This is a genomic window from Pseudomonas sp. GM49 (assembly GCF_000282355.1).
In the GTDB taxonomy this organism is placed as follows: domain Bacteria; phylum Pseudomonadota; class Gammaproteobacteria; order Pseudomonadales; family Pseudomonadaceae; genus Aquipseudomonas.
Genome location: NZ_AKJL01000033.1, coordinates 1 through 14803 on the forward strand (window position 1 = coordinate 1; position 14803 = coordinate 14803).

Consider the following 14803-nt stretch of genomic DNA (forward strand, 5'->3'; position numbering starts at 1 on the left):
ACAATGTGGCGGTGGTCAGCGACAAGCCGTTCGCCGCTGATGCGCAACAGGCACAAACCCTGATCACCATGGCCGAGCGTCAGGGCGTGCAACTGAGCGTCTACCAGAACCGGCGCTGGGACTCGGACTTTCTTACCGTGCGCAAACTCATTGAGTCCGGAGCGCTGGGCCAGGTCACCCTTTTCGAATCGCGGATCGAGCGTTATTCACCGCAGTTGGTGAACAACGGCAGTGGCGGTGGTTTCCTGCGCGATCTGGGCAGCCATCTGGTGGATCAGGCGCTGCTGCTGTTCGGCCCGGTCACCCGGGTTTACGCCGAGTTGAATTACCTCGAAAAAGGCCAGTCCTTCGACAACGGCTTCTTTATGTCCCTTACCCATGCCAGCGGAGTGACCTCGCACCTGGGCGGCAGTTGCCTGCAAAACACCCCCGGCCCGCGCTTTCGTGTTACCGGCACCCGGGGCTGCTACAGCGTCGACGGCCTGGACGGGCAGGAGGCGTCGGCGCTCGCCGGGCTCACACCGAAATCCGAAGGTGAACGCTGGGGCGTGGAAGAGCATCGCCGCTGGGGCTGGTTCGAACAGGGTGAAGTGCGCGAAAGGGTTCCCTCCGAGCGCGGTTGCTGGAATCAGTTCTATTTACAGCTGCAAGCCGCATTGCAGAACGGTGGCCCACTGCCTGTGGACGCCCGCGATGCACTTGCGACCACCCGTGTGCTAGACGCTGCGCGGCTGAGTTTCGAGCGCCATCAAGTGGTGCAATTGAGCCCGTTCGAGAGTCATGGAACAAAATTAGAATAAAATTCTAAAATGAGTTGATATGGAAAATAATTTCCAATAAAGTCATTTCCAGCGAGCTGCCTCGCACCCGGTTCCAACTCTTTTCCCGCTTGTCCGCTTACTGAAATCGTCACGCCTTATCCATAAAACCAACAAGAATGTGGAGAAAGACTTTTCATGAAGACCAAGATCCGTTTCGCCTCACTCGCCTTGTCCCTGATGTTCGCCAGCGGCGCTGCACTCGCTGACATGAAGATCGGCGTCAGCATGTCGCAGTTCGATGACACCTGGCTGACCTACCTGCGTGAGTCCATGGACACCAAAGCCAAGTCCTATCCCGATGGCGTCAAGCTGCAGTTCGAAGACGCGCGCAGCGACGTGGTCAGGCAGTTGAGCCAGGTAGAAAGCTTCATCAGTCAGAAGGTCGACGCCATTGTAGTCAACCCTGTGGATACCGCCGCCACCAAAAAAATCACCGAATCGGCGGTCAAGGCCGGCATTCCGCTGGTGTACGTCAACCGCCGTCCCGATGACCTGAACCTGCCCAAAGGCGTGGTCACTGTCGCCTCCAACGATCTGGAGGCCGGTCAGATGCAGATGCAATACCTGGCCGACAAAATGGGCGGCAAGGGTGACATCGTGATCCTGCTGGGCGACCTGGCGAACAACTCCACCACCAACCGTACCAAGGGTGTCAAAGAGGTGTTGGCCAAGTACCCGAACATCAAGATCGAGCAAGAGCAAACCGGCATCTGGTTGAGGGACAAGGGCATGACCCTGGTCAACGACTGGCTGACCCAGGGCCGCAAGTTCGACGCGGTCGTCTCCAACAACGACGAGATGGCCATTGGCGCCGCGATGGCCCTGCAACAGGCTGGAGTGGAAAAGGGCAGCATCCTGATCGCCGGTGTCGACGGTACGCCTGACGGTTTGAACGCGGTGAAGAAGGGCTCTCTGGTCGTCTCGGTGTTCCAGGACGCCAAGGGGCAGGCAGACGGTTCGATCGAGACGGCAGTGAAAATGGCCAAAAACGAGCCGGTCGAGCCGGCCGTGTGGGTGCCGTATCGCTTGATCACGCTGCAAAACGTTGACCAGTTCAAATAGTCCGTCCGCTCAATAACAACAATAAACACGCAAGGTGGCAACTGCGACCTTGCTGATGGAGTACCTGATCATGTTCGCTTCAGCGACTGCTTCGAGCACCCCGTTGATGGGTGTCCAGCCAACCGCAACACCTGTCGATGAGCCGTACCTGTTGGAAATCGTCAACGTCAGCAAGGGTTTCCCCGGGGTGGTGGCCTTGTCCGACGTACAGCTGCGGGTACGCCCTGGTTCCGTGTTGGCCCTGATGGGCGAGAACGGCGCGGGCAAATCCACCTTGATGAAAATCATCGCCGGCATCTACCAGCCGGACGCCGGCGAACTGCGCCTGCGGGGCAAGCCGGTGGTCTTCGAAACGCCCCTGGCGGCGCTTCAGGCCGGGATCGCGATGATCCACCAGGAACTCAACCTGATGCCGCACATGAGCATCGCCGAGAACATCTGGATCGGCCGTGAGCAGCTCAACGGTTTCCACATGATCGACCATCGGGAGATGCACCGTTGCACGGCGAAGCTGTTGGAGCGCCTGCGCATCAACCTTGATCCGGAAGAACAGGTCGGCAATCTGAGCATCGCCGAACGGCAGATGGTCGAGATTGCCAAGGCGGTGTCCTACGATTCCGACATCCTGATCATGGACGAACCGACCTCGGCCATCACCGACAAGGAAGTCGCCCACCTGTTTTCAATCATTGCCGACCTCAAGAGCCAGGGCAAAGGCATCATCTACATCACCCACAAAATGAATGAAGTGTTCAGCATCGCCGACGAAGTGGCAGTGTTCCGCGACGGCGCCTACATCGGCCTGCAACGCGCCGACAGCATGGACGGCGACAGCCTGATTTCGATGATGGTCGGGCGTGAACTGAGCCAGTTGTTCCCGGTGCGCGAGACGCCGATCGGCGAGCTACTGCTGTCGGTGCGCGACCTCAAGCTCGATGGTATTTTCAAGGACGTGTCCTTCGATCTGCATGCCGGCGAGATCCTCGGTATTGCCGGGTTGATGGGCTCGGGGCGGACCAACGTCGCCGAGGCGATCTTTGGCATCACCCCGAGCGACGGTGGCGAGATTCGCCTCGACGGTGAAGTGGTGCGTATTACTGATCCGCACATGGCCATCGAGAAGGGCTTCGCCCTGTTGACCGAGGATCGCAAGCTCAGCGGTCTGTTCCCGTGCCTGTCGGTGCTGGAGAACATGGAAATGGCGGTGCTGCCGCACTTCGCCGGCCACGGTTTCATCCAGCAAAAAGCCTTGCGCGCCCTGTGCGAAGACATGTGCAAGAAGCTGCGGGTGAAAACCCCGTCGCTCGAGCAATGCATCGACACGCTGTCCGGCGGCAATCAGCAGAAGGCCTTGCTGGCGCGCTGGCTGATGACCAATCCACGAATCCTGATTCTCGACGAGCCGACTCGCGGCATCGATGTCGGCGCCAAGGCCGAGATCTACCGGCTTATCTCCTACCTCGCCAGCGAGGGCATGGCGGTGATCATGATTTCCTCGGAGCTGCCGGAAGTACTCGGCATGAGTGATCGGGTCATGGTCATGCACGAGGGCGACTTGATGGGTACCCTCGACCGCAGCGAAGCGACTCAGGAGCGAGTGATGCAACTGGCCTCGGGCATGTCCGCGGTTCACTAATGGATGCCGGCACTGGCTCGGCCAGCGTCGACGATGCGATAGAAGGGTGAGTGGTTATGAACGCGATACTGGAAAACAAACCGGCAACGGCACCGGTCAAGAGTCGCCGGCGCTTTCCGACTGAACTGAGTATTTTCCTGGTGCTGATCGGTATCGGCCTGGTGTTCGAGGTGTTCGGCTGGATCGTGCGCGACCAGAGCTTCCTGATGAACTCCCAACGCCTGGTGCTGATGATCCTGCAAGTGTCGATCATCGGCCTGCTGGCCATCGGCGTGACCCAGGTGATCATCACCACTGGCATTGACCTCTCCTCAGGCTCGGTGCTGGCGTTGTCGGCGATGATTGCCGCCAGCCTGGCCCAGACCTCGGACTTCGCCCGTGCGGTGTTCCCGTCCCTGACTGACTTGCCGGTGTGGATTCCAGTGATTGTCGGGCTCGGCGTCGGGCTGCTGGCGGGGGCAATCAACGGCAGCATCATTGCGATCACCGGGATTCCACCGTTCATTGCCACCTTGGGCATGATGGTCTCGGCCCGTGGCCTGGCGCGCTACTACACCGAAGGCCAGCCGGTGAGCATGCTATCGGACTCCTACACGGCCATCGGTCACGGCGCGATGCCGGTGATCATTTTTCTGGTGGTGGCGGTGATCTTCCATATCGCGCTGCGTTACACCAAGTACGGTAAATACACCTACGCCATCGGCGGCAACATGCAGGCGGCGCGTACGTCCGGCATTAACGTCAAACGCCATCTGGTCATCGTCTACAGCATCGCCGGGTTGCTGGCGGGACTGGCGGGCGTGGTGGCTTCGGCCCGTGCCGCCACCGGGCAGGCCGGGATGGGCATGTCCTATGAACTGGATGCGATTGCCGCCGCGGTCATCGGCGGTACCAGCCTGGCGGGCGGGGTGGGGCGCATCACCGGCACCGTCATCGGTGCACTGATCCTTGGGGTGATGGCCAGCGGATTCACCTTCGTCGGGGTCGATGCCTACATCCAGGACATCATCAAAGGCTTGATCATCGTGGTCGCGGTGGTCATCGACCAATACCGCAACAAGCGCAAACTCAAGCGCTGAGTTTGACTGCAAACAGCGAGGGCCTGTTCTGGCTCTCGCTTCGCAATACCCCCCCCTCCTGCAAAGTAAACCTGCTTCTCATCTATTCCAGGCGATCAACTTGTGCATCCGGCAGCGGGCTGCAGGTGCATATTTGAATTGGGTGTGTATCCGTTGCTGCGGTCACGGCCACCCAGGGTTTCTCCCTTACGGCGAGTCACTTGGAGGAGCGGAACGCCGCCCGGCCCCAAGTAACCAAGGGCTCTTGCCCCTGGCGTTCGGTGCCTCGCTAAGGCTCGGCATGCCCTCACTCCGGCATCCATGCCGGTTTACCCACTGCGCAGAACCTCCACTCGGCCTCTCGATGGGGCAAGAAAATCAAAAACCAAAGCAACAGCGAGGCGGCCTTATAGCCGACCTGATTACAGGTCTGTCCGCGATCCCATTGTGGGAGCGAGCCTGCTCGCGATGAACGCCCGGACAACGCGATCATCCAGACAGGGCGCGTTATCGTTGACGTCCATCGCGAGCAGGCTCGCTCCCACAGAGGATCAGGTGCAGCCGTAAAAGTCAGGTCGGCTATAAGGCCGCCTCGCTGTTGCGTTAGATTTGGGCGCCCCGTTAACCACGATGGCCGAACGCAGGCATTGCGCAGTGGGTAAACCGGCAGGACGCCGGTTTAAAACGTAAAGGATGTCTCCGGTTTCTACCATATGTACTCCGTCCCCCCCCCCAATCCAGTTCTTACATACAACCCCATGCTCAAGTGAACAGCATTAGGTTGGGGAGGCTACCTTGTGACTTTCATGATGTTTAGTCGACATGCCGCACAACACTATTCACTCAACGAAAAACGCCGCTGATTCCTGACCGGAACAGCGGCGTCAATGGTTAGTGCCGGGCGCTATTTATAATGTTTCTCATAGACGGCAACCTGCTCCGGCGTGATCAGCTGGAAGGGCACCCAGACATCCGTCTCGACCGGCTCACCCTTGATCATTTTGATGGCCGCTTGCAGCGCGGTGGCCGCTTGGGCCTTGGGGTCTTGAAAGACTGAGGCAACCAGCATCCCGCGCTTGATCGCTGCCAGGCCGTCGGGCAGGCCGTCGATGCCGACAATCGCAATCTCGCCCTTGGTTTTGCCGGCCTGCTGCAGTGCCATGGCAGCGCCGATGGCCATCTCGTCATTGTTGGCGACGATGGCATCAAAACTCGTGCCGGCCAGCAGCCAATTGCTGGTCAGGTCCATGCCTTTGTTGCGCTGCCATTCGGCGCTTTGTTGTTCGACAATCCTGATCCCGGGATAGTCCTTGAGCACCTGTTTGACGCCTTCGGTGCGGTCGTGCGTGGAGTTTTGCGCGAGGTCGCCCATGATGATCGCGAGGGTGCCTTTGCCCCCCAGTTTTTCAGCCAGGTAGCGCATTTGCAGTTGCCCGGCCTCAATGTCGTTCGATGCCACGGTGACAACGCCTTTGGGCAGGACGCGTTCGTCCGGGTGGCGGTTGACGTACACCAGTGGCGTCTGCGCTTCGACGGCGGCACGGGTCATGTTGGCGGTGGCGGCGGTGTCCACGGGCAAGACGATGACCGCATCGACCTTCTGGTTGAGAAAGCCCTGGACCTGATTGATCTGGCGAACCACATCGCCTTGGGCGTCCTCGAACTGAATCTGGATGTTGTCCTTTTTGGCGGCTTCCTCCAGGCCGCTGCGCACATAGGTCATGAAGTTGTCGTCGACCCTGGCAATGCTGACACCGACGCGATAGCTGGCGGCGGCCCATTGGCTGAAGACGAGTAGCAGCGTGGCAAAAAGTAGTGTGCAGCGACGCATGATGGTTTTCCTTTTGTTGTTATAAGTCGACATTCATCGAGATCAAGGGTGAGGGTTGCTGGCGCGCGTAGAGTCAACGTCCGAGCGCGCCGCAGGCTCCTCAATCCAGCGTGAACGCTTGCCGGAAACGTTCGAGTGCCGCTTCGCTGTCGCCGCTGGCCCAGCCTTCAAGCCCGACGACACCGGTGTATCCCATGCCGAACAAGGCTTTGGCAATGGCCGGGTAATGGATTTCGCCGGTGCCCGGTTCCATGCGCCCGGGGACGTCAGCGACCTGGATTTCACCGATGGCGCTGCCCGCGCGCTGGATCAGTTCGATCAGGTTCCCTTCGCCAATCTGCGCATGGTAAAGGTCCAGGTTCATCTTCAGATGGGGACTGCCCACAGCCTCGATCAACGCCAGGGTATCGTCGGCGCGAGCGAACGGCGTGCCGGGGTGGTCCACCTCGGTATTGAGGTTTTCCAGAAGAAACACCCGGCCGGCGTCTTCGCCCAGGCGAGCGATTTTTTCCAGGGTCTTGCAGGCGCTCAACCACATGCGTCCGGTGGTATGAGCCACGGGTTTTACTGGTAAACCTTTATCGCCCAGGCCCGTGCCATGCAGGTTGAGGCTCGGGCAATTCAGCCGGGCGGCAACGGCCAGCGATTCCCGTGCGCTGTCGAGCAGGTGCTGGATGTCTTCGGGATCGGTCAGGTTGCCCGAGATGTAACCCGTCATCGAGGTGAAATCAGCGCCGGTGGCGACCAGAGCGGGAATGTCTTTGGTCGTCCAGCTCCAGATTTCGGCGCTGAAGCCCAGTGCGTGAATGCGTTTGACCCGTTCGATGAACGGCAGGTCGAGGAAGACCATTTCGGCACTGATCGCCAGTTTGAACGGAGTGAAACTCATGAATGGGCTCCTTGCACGCGCACCGCTTTGCCTTGCTGGAAGGACTCGATACACGCCCGGGCAATGGCCAGTGCCGCGCGGGCATCTTCACCGCTGGCGAGTGGTTTTTCACCGCTGCGCAGGCAGTCGACAAAGTGATTGAGCTCGGCCACATAGGCGTCACGCAGCAGGTCGGTGTCCAGACGCTGGGTGTCTGCCTGGATGCCATCGGCCAGGTAGCGAACCAGGTCAGAGTCATTGACGCTGCCCATGCTCAGCATGCCGGCGCTGCCGAACACTTCGCCCCGAACGTCGTAGCCATACACCGCCTGGAAATTCGCCTCGGCGGTGGCGATGGCGCCGTTGTCGAAACGGATCGTGACCACGGCGGTGTCCAGAAACCCTTTGCTCTTGTAGTCCGGTGCAATCAGCGCATCGGCCATGACAAAAACCTCAACCGCTTCGGCACCGGGATTGAGGTAGCGCAGGGTATCGAAGTCATGAATCAGGGTTTCGAGGAAAATCACCCACTGCGGCGAAGCGGCCGGATTGTTCAGCGCCGGATCGCGAGTCAGCGAGCGCAACAATTGCGGCGTACCGATCCGGCCGGCGACCACATCCAGGTGGGCTGTGCGGAAGGGTTTGGCAAAGCGGCGGTTGAAGCCGACTTGCAGCGTAACTCGCGCATCGGCAGCCGCAGCGATGGCGCGGTCGGCTTCGTCCAGTGTGATGGCCATGGGTTTTTCACAAAACACGCTTTTGCCGGCGCGGGCCGCACTGATCACCAATTCGGCATGGCTGCGGGCCGGGGCGGCGATCAGTACGCCGTCGATTTCCGGGTCCTCGAGCAGTTGCTGTGGATCGGTGTAGACCCGCTGTACGCCCAACTCTGCGGCGAGGCGAGCGGCCTGGCCAGGTGTCGGGTCGGCGATGGCGGCCAGGCAGGCACCGGGAATATGCCGGGCGGCCGTCAGGCCGTGAAAGCTGCCCATGCGGCCAGCACCGATGAGACCGAGGCGGGTGATCTTGGATGTATTCATGAAATGACTCCCTTTTATTGTTGTTCAATGACTCGACAGCAGGAATGCCCTCGCTGGTACAAAGCCAGAAGCAAGGGCTGTGCCAATATTTATCTCATTGATATTTAAGGAGTTATTAAACGCTTATTGAAATACGTGTTCATTCTGATGACATGTCTATACTGACATGTCGAAAATATGAACATAGGAGCAAATGGTGATCCCGCAGCCAATGGCCTTCAGCGTGCAAGACCTCGATTACATTACGGCGCTCGGTCCGACGTCGTTAAGCGAAGGGCCCATCGTTGAGCTGGAACAAGCCTGGCTGGCGTGTCTGAATGGTCGCACCGATCGACCTGCCGGGGTCAGGCAGATTATTTGGGATTCCTGGTTGCGCAGCGTCAGTGCCGGCCTCGATCCCGATGATGGCCAATACCGTTTTGTCACCTCTGACATCCTGGCCGCAACACTGGCGGCCAATCGTGTGCTGATCACCGCGGCGGCAGAGGTCATGCGAGGGTTGCTCGCCTACAACCCCCGAGGCCATATCAATCTGACCGATGCCGAAGGGACGACGCTGTATTTCTGCGGCCTGGACCTCACCCCGGTGGGCAGCCGGCTGCTGGAGTCGGTGCAGGGCACCAACTGCACGGGGCTGGCGCTTGCCGAAGACCGATTGGTGTATGTACTGGCAGAGGAAAACTTCGGGGTCGCCCTGCGTCGGCGACGCATGCATTGTGCCGCCGCGCCGATCCGGGATGCCCAGGGCCGGACACTGGCCATGCTGACCCTGACCGCAGAGCCTGGCTGGTTTCATTTCCATACTCTGGGCACCGTCCAGGCCGCAGCCGAAGCGGTTTCGCGGCAAATGGCGCTGCAGGCCTTGCTGGAAGAACAACAAACCGTTCTCGAGGTGCTGAATGAGGGATTGGTGGTGCTGGATGAGCGCGGCTGCATCAAGGCGCTCAATCGCTATGCCCGGCAATTGTTTCGCGTGGGCCTGGAATTGCTGGGTAGTCCGTTCCAGCGTCTGGGCCGGAGCGAACTGACCAATGAGATTCTGCTGCGCGGCGGGGAAGGGCAGCAGTATGAAGGGATTAGAGATCTGGATTGCACCTTTGAATTGCATGATCGCAGCCACCTGGCGTGCCTGGTGTCCGTGTGTTCACTGGAGCAGGGCGGGCGCATCGTCTCGCTGCGGGAGAACCGACGCATCCGGGAAATTACCCGACGGATAATCGGCACTCAGGCCAGCTACACCTTCGAAACCATTCAGGGCAGTTCGCGAGCCATTCAGGATGCGTTGCACTTGGGACGGATCGCCAGTCGCAGTGACTCGACCACACTGATTCTGGGCGAAAGCGGCACCGGCAAGGAGTTGTTCGCCCAGGCGATTCATAACGGCAGCGACCGGTGCGGTGGTCCGTTTGTGGCGGTCAATTGCGGGGCCATTCCGCGAGATCTGGTGCAGAGCGAATTGTTCGGGCATGTCGAGGGCGCCTTCACCGGATCGGCCCGCGGCGGTTCGGCCGGCAAGTTCGAATTGGCCGATGGCGGAACGATCTTCCTCGATGAAATCGGTGACATGTCGTTTGATGCCCAGGTCAGCCTGTTGCGCGTTTTGCAGGAAGGCGAGGTGACACGCGTGGGCGCGAAAAAATCGCAGCAGGTGAACGTGCGCATCATCGCGGCCACCCACCGCAACTTGAGTCAGGCGGTGGCCGAGGGTGCATTCCGCGAGGATCTTTACTACCGGCTCAACGTTCTTAATCTGACGGTTCCACCGCTGCGGATGCGCCGGGACGATGTGCCGTTGCTGGCGCGGCATTTTCTCAGCCGGTGTGCGCGCTCACTGCGCAAATCGGTGCAAGGACTCTCGCCCGATGCGCTGGAAATTCTGTCGGCCTACCACTGGCCGGGTAATGTGCGCGAGCTGGAAAACACCATTGAACGGGCGACCAACCTGGCGGTGACCGAACTGATCCAGCCGGTTGATCTACCGCTTGAAATCAAGCAAAGGCAACGGCCGTCGGCATCGGGAAGTTTGCCCGAACCCCGGGCTGCACTGGACCTTGGTGCCCATGAAATGAATGCGATCATTGCGGCCCTGAAGGATACCCGCGGCAACATTCGCTTGGCCGCGAAACTGCTGAATGTTTCTCGTGGCGGGTTGTACAACAAGATGAATCGGTTCGGCCTGAGTACCGAGGTTTTTCGTTCGGACCCCAGCTTGTGACGGGACTGCTCACACCGTCAGCCTCGAGCGTTTTCCGAGGTCATGATCTGCAACGGAATATGGACCCGATGCCGGACTGAATCGAAGTCCGGCGTGGTCTGCAGTTCGACCAGCAAGTCGACCAGCGCTGCCGCCAGCAATCGCGGTTGGGAATCGATGACCAGGCTGATCAAGCCCTGATCCAGGGCTTGCCGCGACAACTCGGTCGACTCCTGCAGGATGCAGCACAGGTTCGGCCGCTTCGGTAACTGTGACAGGGCACTGATGATGCCGTCGCCGCCCCCGCCGACCACGCACAAACCCCGCAAGTCGTCATGGCGGGCGACGAGTTCCAGCGTCGCCTCTTCGGTGATGTCGCAGTTGTCCAGATTGATCACCGCTTCAAGCAGCCGCAAGCCGGGTGCACGTTCCGCCAGGTAACTGCGCAGCCCCTCCACTCGCGCCTGATGGCCGAGAAAACGGTGACCGCCGAGCAAGACCCCGATGCTGCCTTTGCGTGCGCCACACGTGTGAGCCATCAGCCAGCCCATGGTGCGCCCGACCTCATGATTATCCAGACCGACGTAAGGTTCTTCCGCCGCTTCGTGGATGTCGGACAGTAGGGCGACCACCGGCACTCCCGCTGCTCTGATCTGCGCGATGGCAGCATTGATCAGCGGATGAGCGAAGCTGACCACCGCCAGGCCATCGCACTGCACCGCCAGTTGTTCGATCTGGGCAATGATGGCGCCGGGTGTGCGATCGAAAACGTATTCGAATTGGCAGCTCAGGTTGGCGCCGGCGTGACGCTGCGCAGCCTCGGTGATGGCGGCGGCAACGTTGGCATAGAACGCCTGGGCAGTACCGAGCAGCAGGATGCCGAAACGATAGCTGGGACGCCGTTCGCGGATCCGCTGGCCGATCAGCCGGGCTGCGAAATAACCGACTGCTTCGGCGGCCTGGAAGACTTGCTCGGCAGTAGCCGGACTGACCGGAGCCCTGGCGTTGAGCACCCGGTCCACAGTGGCGACACTCAACCGAGCGTGCTCGGCGACCGTGGCGATGGTTGGGCGTTTAGTGTTGTTCATGACAGGCCCCGCAGGCGCTTTGATAGAAAACTATCAAGCTTCAATGGGCCTGGATGATAGCTTGATAGGGAATGTATTCAAGGGCTTGAGGGTAATCTTTGTGCTCTCTATCTTTTCTCCAGCGATGTGATCCCGCATCGAAGCAAGTGCCTTAAACCATCAAGCTTGCGGAGAACAATAAAATGCCTGAACAACACGCAGCATCTGAAAACTCCGGTAAACCCGTGCCTCGGGATTATCGGTTGACGGGTCCTGAAGCCGCTAAAGCCGCGCAAAAAGGCCTGGTCTCGGCCCACTGGTATCAATCACCCATTCCCCGTAAACGCCTGAAGGAATTAATGCAGCGCCGCGACGGCCCGGCTTTGCGCGATACCGCGATCTGGCTGCTGGCGATGGTCGTGACCGGGTTCGGCGGTTATTGGTTCTGGGGCTCATGGGCCTGTGTTCCGTTCTTCTTCGTCTATGGCCTGCTGTACGGCACGGCGTCCAATGCCCGTTGGCACGAAGCAGGTCACGGGACGGCGTTCAAAACCCGCTGGATGAATGATGCGGTCTACCAACTGTCGAGCTTCATGTTCATGTTCGAACCCCAGGTCTGGCGCTGGAGCCACGCACGGCACCACACAGACACCATCATCGTCGGTCGCGACCCTGAGATCGTCGAGCCGCGTCCGCCGAGCCTGATCAATATGGTGCTGAGCTTTTTCAGGATGCCTTACGCGTTGAAGACGATGGGGTCTGTCTGTCGGCATGCAGTCGGGCGGATGGATGAAGAAGAGCAGACGTTCATCCCCGAATCCGAGTGGCCCAAGGTGGCAAGGGACGCGCGCGTCTGGCTTGCGATTTATGGGCTTGTCCTGGGCGCTGCACTGTATTTGCAGAGCTGGTTGCCGCTGATGTTCATCGGCCTTCCGACTCTCTATGGCGGCTGGCTCTCCTACCTGTTCGGCCTTACGCAGCATGTCGGTCTGGCCGAAGACGTACTCGATCACCGTAGCAACTGCCGCACGATTTACATGAACCCGGTACTGCGTTTCATGTACCTCAACATGAACTATCACCTGGAACACCACATGTATCCGATGGTGCCTTTTCATGCGCTGGCGCAGCTTCACGAAGAAATCCGCCACGACTGCCCGCCGCCTTACACCAGCCTGTACGAGGCCTTCCGGGAAATCATCCCGACGATCTGGAAGCAGCGCAAAGACCCGAACTATCACATCCGTCGGCCTTTACCACCGCGTGCAGAACCTGCCGCAACCGTCCAGGCAGAAGCTGAAGTAACGCCGGCCTGACACCTTCCTGGCTGTACCACTACAAGAGAAAACGCCATGACCGACCAATGGATCGATGTCTGTGCCGTGGGCGAAATAAATGAAGAGGATGTCATTCGTTTCGACCATGGCCCGCACACCTATGCCGTCTACCGCTCTGCAGACGACGAGTTCTTCGCCACCGCGGGCCTGTGCACCCACGAGTCCATCCACCTCGCCGATGGCCTGGTGATGGAGCATGTCATCGAGTGCCCCAAGCACAACGGACGCTTCGACTACCGCTCCGGCAAAGCCCTGGGTGCGCCGGTATGCGTCAACCTCAAGACCTATCCGGTCCGGGTCGAAGCGGGGCGTGTCCTGCTCGCAATCACGGTTTAATTGCAGGGAGTCCATGCCATGAGTTCTATCAATGCTCCACTGGTCATCGTCGGTGCCGGGCACGCAGGTGGCCGCGCGGCGCTGACCCTGCGGGCTGAAGGTTATAGCGGTCGCCTGATCCTGATCGGCGACGAATCCCACCCGCCCTACGAACGTCCGCCGCTGTCCAAAGGGCTGTTACAGGGCACGGTTGAACTGGCGGGTTGCAGTTTGTGCGATAGCGCTCAACTCGCTGCACTGGACATCGAGCACCTGGCCGGTAACCCGGTGAAAAACCTCGATCCGCAGCAGCATCGATTGCAGTTGGCCGACGGCAGTTGGTTGCATTACGCCCGTCTGTTGCTCGCGACCGGAGGCAGGGCGCGACTGTTGCCCTCGGTGCCCGAGCATCTGCCCAACGTACTTTATCTGAGAACCCATGATGAGGCGGTTGCACTGCGAGATTCGCTGCGGCCAGGCGCCCGATTGGTGATCATCGGCGGCGGCTTCATCGGCCTCGAAGTTGCCGCGACCGCCCGTGCCCTGGGTTGCACGGTGACCTTGCTCGAAGCCGGGCCGCGCCTGGCAGGTCGCGTCCTGCCGGAGCGATTGTCCAGTGTCCTGCTGGAATTGCATCGCCGTCAGGGCGTGGACGTCCGGCTGAACGTGGCGATTGAAACGGTGCAGGGCTCCACCCGCGCTGAAGCGGTGCAACTGGTCGACGGCCAGTTGTTGCCCTGCGACCTGATCGTGGTAGGCATCGGTATGCAACCCAACACCGAGTTGGCCGTGGCCGCCGGGTTGGAAGTTGGTCAGGGCATTCGCGTCGATGCGCAACTGCGCACCAGTGCGCCGGACATCTTCGCAGCAGGCGACGTCTGTGAGTTTCGTCTGCACCCGCAAGAGGGGTTCCAGCGTCAGGAAACCTGGCGCAACGCCGAAACCCAAGGCCGTCACGCCGCTCTGAACCTGCTGGGGGGCGAGCAGCCTTTCGACGTCATTCCCGGCTTTTGGTCCGATCAGTACGACTGGGGGCTGCAAACCGTGGGCGTCATCGCCAACACCGAACCGAGGGTGAGCCGGACAACCCCGGGTGGTGGTTTCCTGTTGTTCTACCTCGATGCCGAACTACGTCTGCTAGGGGCTTGCGGCTGGGGTCAGGGCAATAGCGTTGCCAAGGACATCAAGTTGTGCGAACGCCTGATCACCCACCATAACCCCCTCTCGGTTGTCGCTTTAGCCGATGCCGATATATCACTCAAACAATTGTTGAGGAGCTGACATGCGCGAATTCCTGGTGTTTCAGTCCTTGTGGGCCATGCAAGATCACCGTGGCCAATGCGACCTTTCCATTGAAGCGCAACTGGAGAAAATCGCCGCCGCCGGTTTCGACGGGGTCACCGACCATTTCTGGGTCGCACCTCAGGCTGCACGCCTGAGCGCCGCCGCCAATGCGCAAGGCCTGCAAATCGAAGGTCAACTGTTCCCCCGGACCGTGGATGATCTGGCGGCCGCGCTCGATGTCGTCTCCCGCTACGGCTGCCACCACCTCACGCTACAGGCAGACGTCCGGC

General features: G+C 60.0%; 12 protein-coding genes and 1 pseudogene. 9 read left to right on the plus strand and 4 right to left on the minus strand.

Annotated elements, in window-relative coordinates; translation table 11 throughout:
• From PMI29_RS26020 to PMI29_RS26005, 4 genes are all read left to right on the plus strand, one after another.
• Window positions 1-800: Gfo/Idh/MocA family protein (locus tag PMI29_RS26020; protein ID WP_007994283.1), on the plus strand; the 800-nt coding region annotated here is incomplete at its 5' end.
• A 156-nt stretch (window positions 801-956) separates the two neighbouring features.
• Window positions 957-1883: a sugar ABC transporter substrate-binding protein gene (locus PMI29_RS26015; RefSeq protein WP_007994285.1), complete on the plus strand. Its 927-nt coding sequence runs from the start codon at window positions 957-959 to the stop codon at window positions 1881-1883.
• 70 nt (window positions 1884-1953) lie between these two features.
• A complete protein-coding gene (locus PMI29_RS26010; protein WP_007994287.1) occupies window positions 1954-3519 on the plus strand; it encodes a sugar ABC transporter ATP-binding protein in 1566 nt (521 codons plus the stop codon).
• 56 nt (window positions 3520-3575) lie between these two features.
• Entirely contained in the window at window positions 3576-4598 is a 1023-nt protein-coding gene (locus PMI29_RS26005) for an ABC transporter permease (protein ID WP_007986627.1), read from the plus strand.
• 883 nt (window positions 4599-5481) lie between these two features.
• On the opposite strand, the gene PMI29_RS26000 is transcribed toward PMI29_RS26005, so the two are convergent.
• The 3 genes from PMI29_RS26000 to PMI29_RS25990 all read right to left on the minus strand — a co-directional run bounded on the left by PMI29_RS26000 (window position 5482) and on the right by PMI29_RS25990 (window position 8316).
• Complete coding sequence (locus tag PMI29_RS26000; protein WP_007994289.1) at window positions 5482-6408, minus strand: sugar ABC transporter substrate-binding protein; 927 nt, start codon at window positions 6406-6408, stop codon at window positions 5482-5484.
• Window positions 6409-6508: 100 nt separating this feature from the next.
• Window positions 6509-7297, minus strand: coding sequence for a TIM barrel protein (locus tag PMI29_RS25995; protein WP_007994290.1), 789 nt, complete (start codon window positions 7295-7297; stop codon window positions 6509-6511).
• The gene (locus PMI29_RS25990) at window positions 7294-8316 is read right to left on the minus strand and encodes a Gfo/Idh/MocA family oxidoreductase (protein WP_007994292.1); all 1023 of its coding nucleotides are present in this window, start codon (window positions 8314-8316) and stop codon (window positions 7294-7296) included. Before PMI29_RS25990 ends, PMI29_RS25995 begins: the two co-directional genes overlap by 4 nt.
• 193 nt (window positions 8317-8509) lie before the next feature.
• Between PMI29_RS25990 and PMI29_RS25985 the strand changes: the two genes are divergently transcribed.
• Window positions 8510-10531 (plus strand): sigma-54 interaction domain-containing protein, encoded by a 2022-nt coding sequence (locus PMI29_RS25985; protein ID WP_033051981.1) that lies wholly within the window; start codon window positions 8510-8512, stop codon window positions 10529-10531.
• A gap of 17 nt (window positions 10532-10548) precedes the next feature.
• On the opposite strand, the gene PMI29_RS25980 is transcribed toward PMI29_RS25985, so the two are convergent.
• On the minus strand, window positions 10549-11598 hold the full coding sequence (locus PMI29_RS25980; protein WP_007994294.1) for a substrate-binding domain-containing protein: 1050 nt from the start codon (window positions 11596-11598) through the stop codon (window positions 10549-10551).
• Window positions 11599-11780: 182 nt separating this feature from the next.
• On the opposite strand from PMI29_RS25980, the gene PMI29_RS25975 reads away from it, so the two are divergent.
• From PMI29_RS25975 to PMI29_RS25960, 4 genes and pseudogenes are all read left to right on the plus strand, one after another.
• On the plus strand, window positions 11781-12893 hold the full coding sequence (locus PMI29_RS25975; protein ID WP_007994295.1) for a fatty acid desaturase family protein: 1113 nt from the start codon (window positions 11781-11783) through the stop codon (window positions 12891-12893).
• A gap of 36 nt (window positions 12894-12929) precedes the next feature.
• Window positions 12930-13250 (plus strand): MocE family 2Fe-2S type ferredoxin, encoded by a 321-nt coding sequence (locus PMI29_RS25970; protein ID WP_007994296.1) that lies wholly within the window; start codon window positions 12930-12932, stop codon window positions 13248-13250.
• Between the two features lie 18 nt (window positions 13251-13268).
• Window positions 13269-14510, plus strand: a complete 1242-nt coding sequence (locus PMI29_RS25965) for an NAD(P)/FAD-dependent oxidoreductase (RefSeq protein ID WP_007994297.1) — start codon at window positions 13269-13271, stop codon at window positions 14508-14510.
• A 1-nt stretch (window position 14511) separates the two neighbouring features.
• Window positions 14512-14803: pseudogene (locus PMI29_RS25960) on the plus strand (sugar phosphate isomerase/epimerase); the annotation flags it as partial.

Coding starts and splice junctions, on each gene's coding strand:
- PMI29_RS26015 (WP_007994285.1), top strand. CDS start 957: ATGAAGACCAAGATCCGTTTCGCCTCACTCGCCTTGTCCCTGATGTTC.
- PMI29_RS26010 (WP_007994287.1), top strand. CDS start 1,954: ATGTTCGCTTCAGCGACTGCTTCGAGCACCCCGTTGATGGGTGTCCAG.
- PMI29_RS26005 (WP_007986627.1), top strand. CDS start 3,576: ATGAACGCGATACTGGAAAACAAACCGGCAACGGCACCGGTCAAGAGT.
- PMI29_RS26000 (WP_007994289.1), bottom strand. CDS start 6,408: ATGCGTCGCTGCACACTACTTTTTGCCACGCTGCTACTCGTCTTCAGC.
- PMI29_RS25995 (WP_007994290.1), bottom strand. CDS start 7,297: ATGAGTTTCACTCCGTTCAAACTGGCGATCAGTGCCGAAATGGTCTTC.
- PMI29_RS25990 (WP_007994292.1), bottom strand. CDS start 8,316: ATGAATACATCCAAGATCACCCGCCTCGGTCTCATCGGTGCTGGCCGC.
- PMI29_RS25985 (WP_033051981.1), top strand. CDS start 8,510: ATGGTGATCCCGCAGCCAATGGCCTTCAGCGTGCAAGACCTCGATTAC.
- PMI29_RS25980 (WP_007994294.1), bottom strand. CDS start 11,598: ATGAACAACACTAAACGCCCAACCATCGCCACGGTCGCCGAGCACGCT.
- PMI29_RS25975 (WP_007994295.1), top strand. CDS start 11,781: ATGCCTGAACAACACGCAGCATCTGAAAACTCCGGTAAACCCGTGCCT.
- PMI29_RS25970 (WP_007994296.1), top strand. CDS start 12,930: ATGACCGACCAATGGATCGATGTCTGTGCCGTGGGCGAAATAAATGAA.
- PMI29_RS25965 (WP_007994297.1), top strand. CDS start 13,269: ATGAGTTCTATCAATGCTCCACTGGTCATCGTCGGTGCCGGGCACGCA.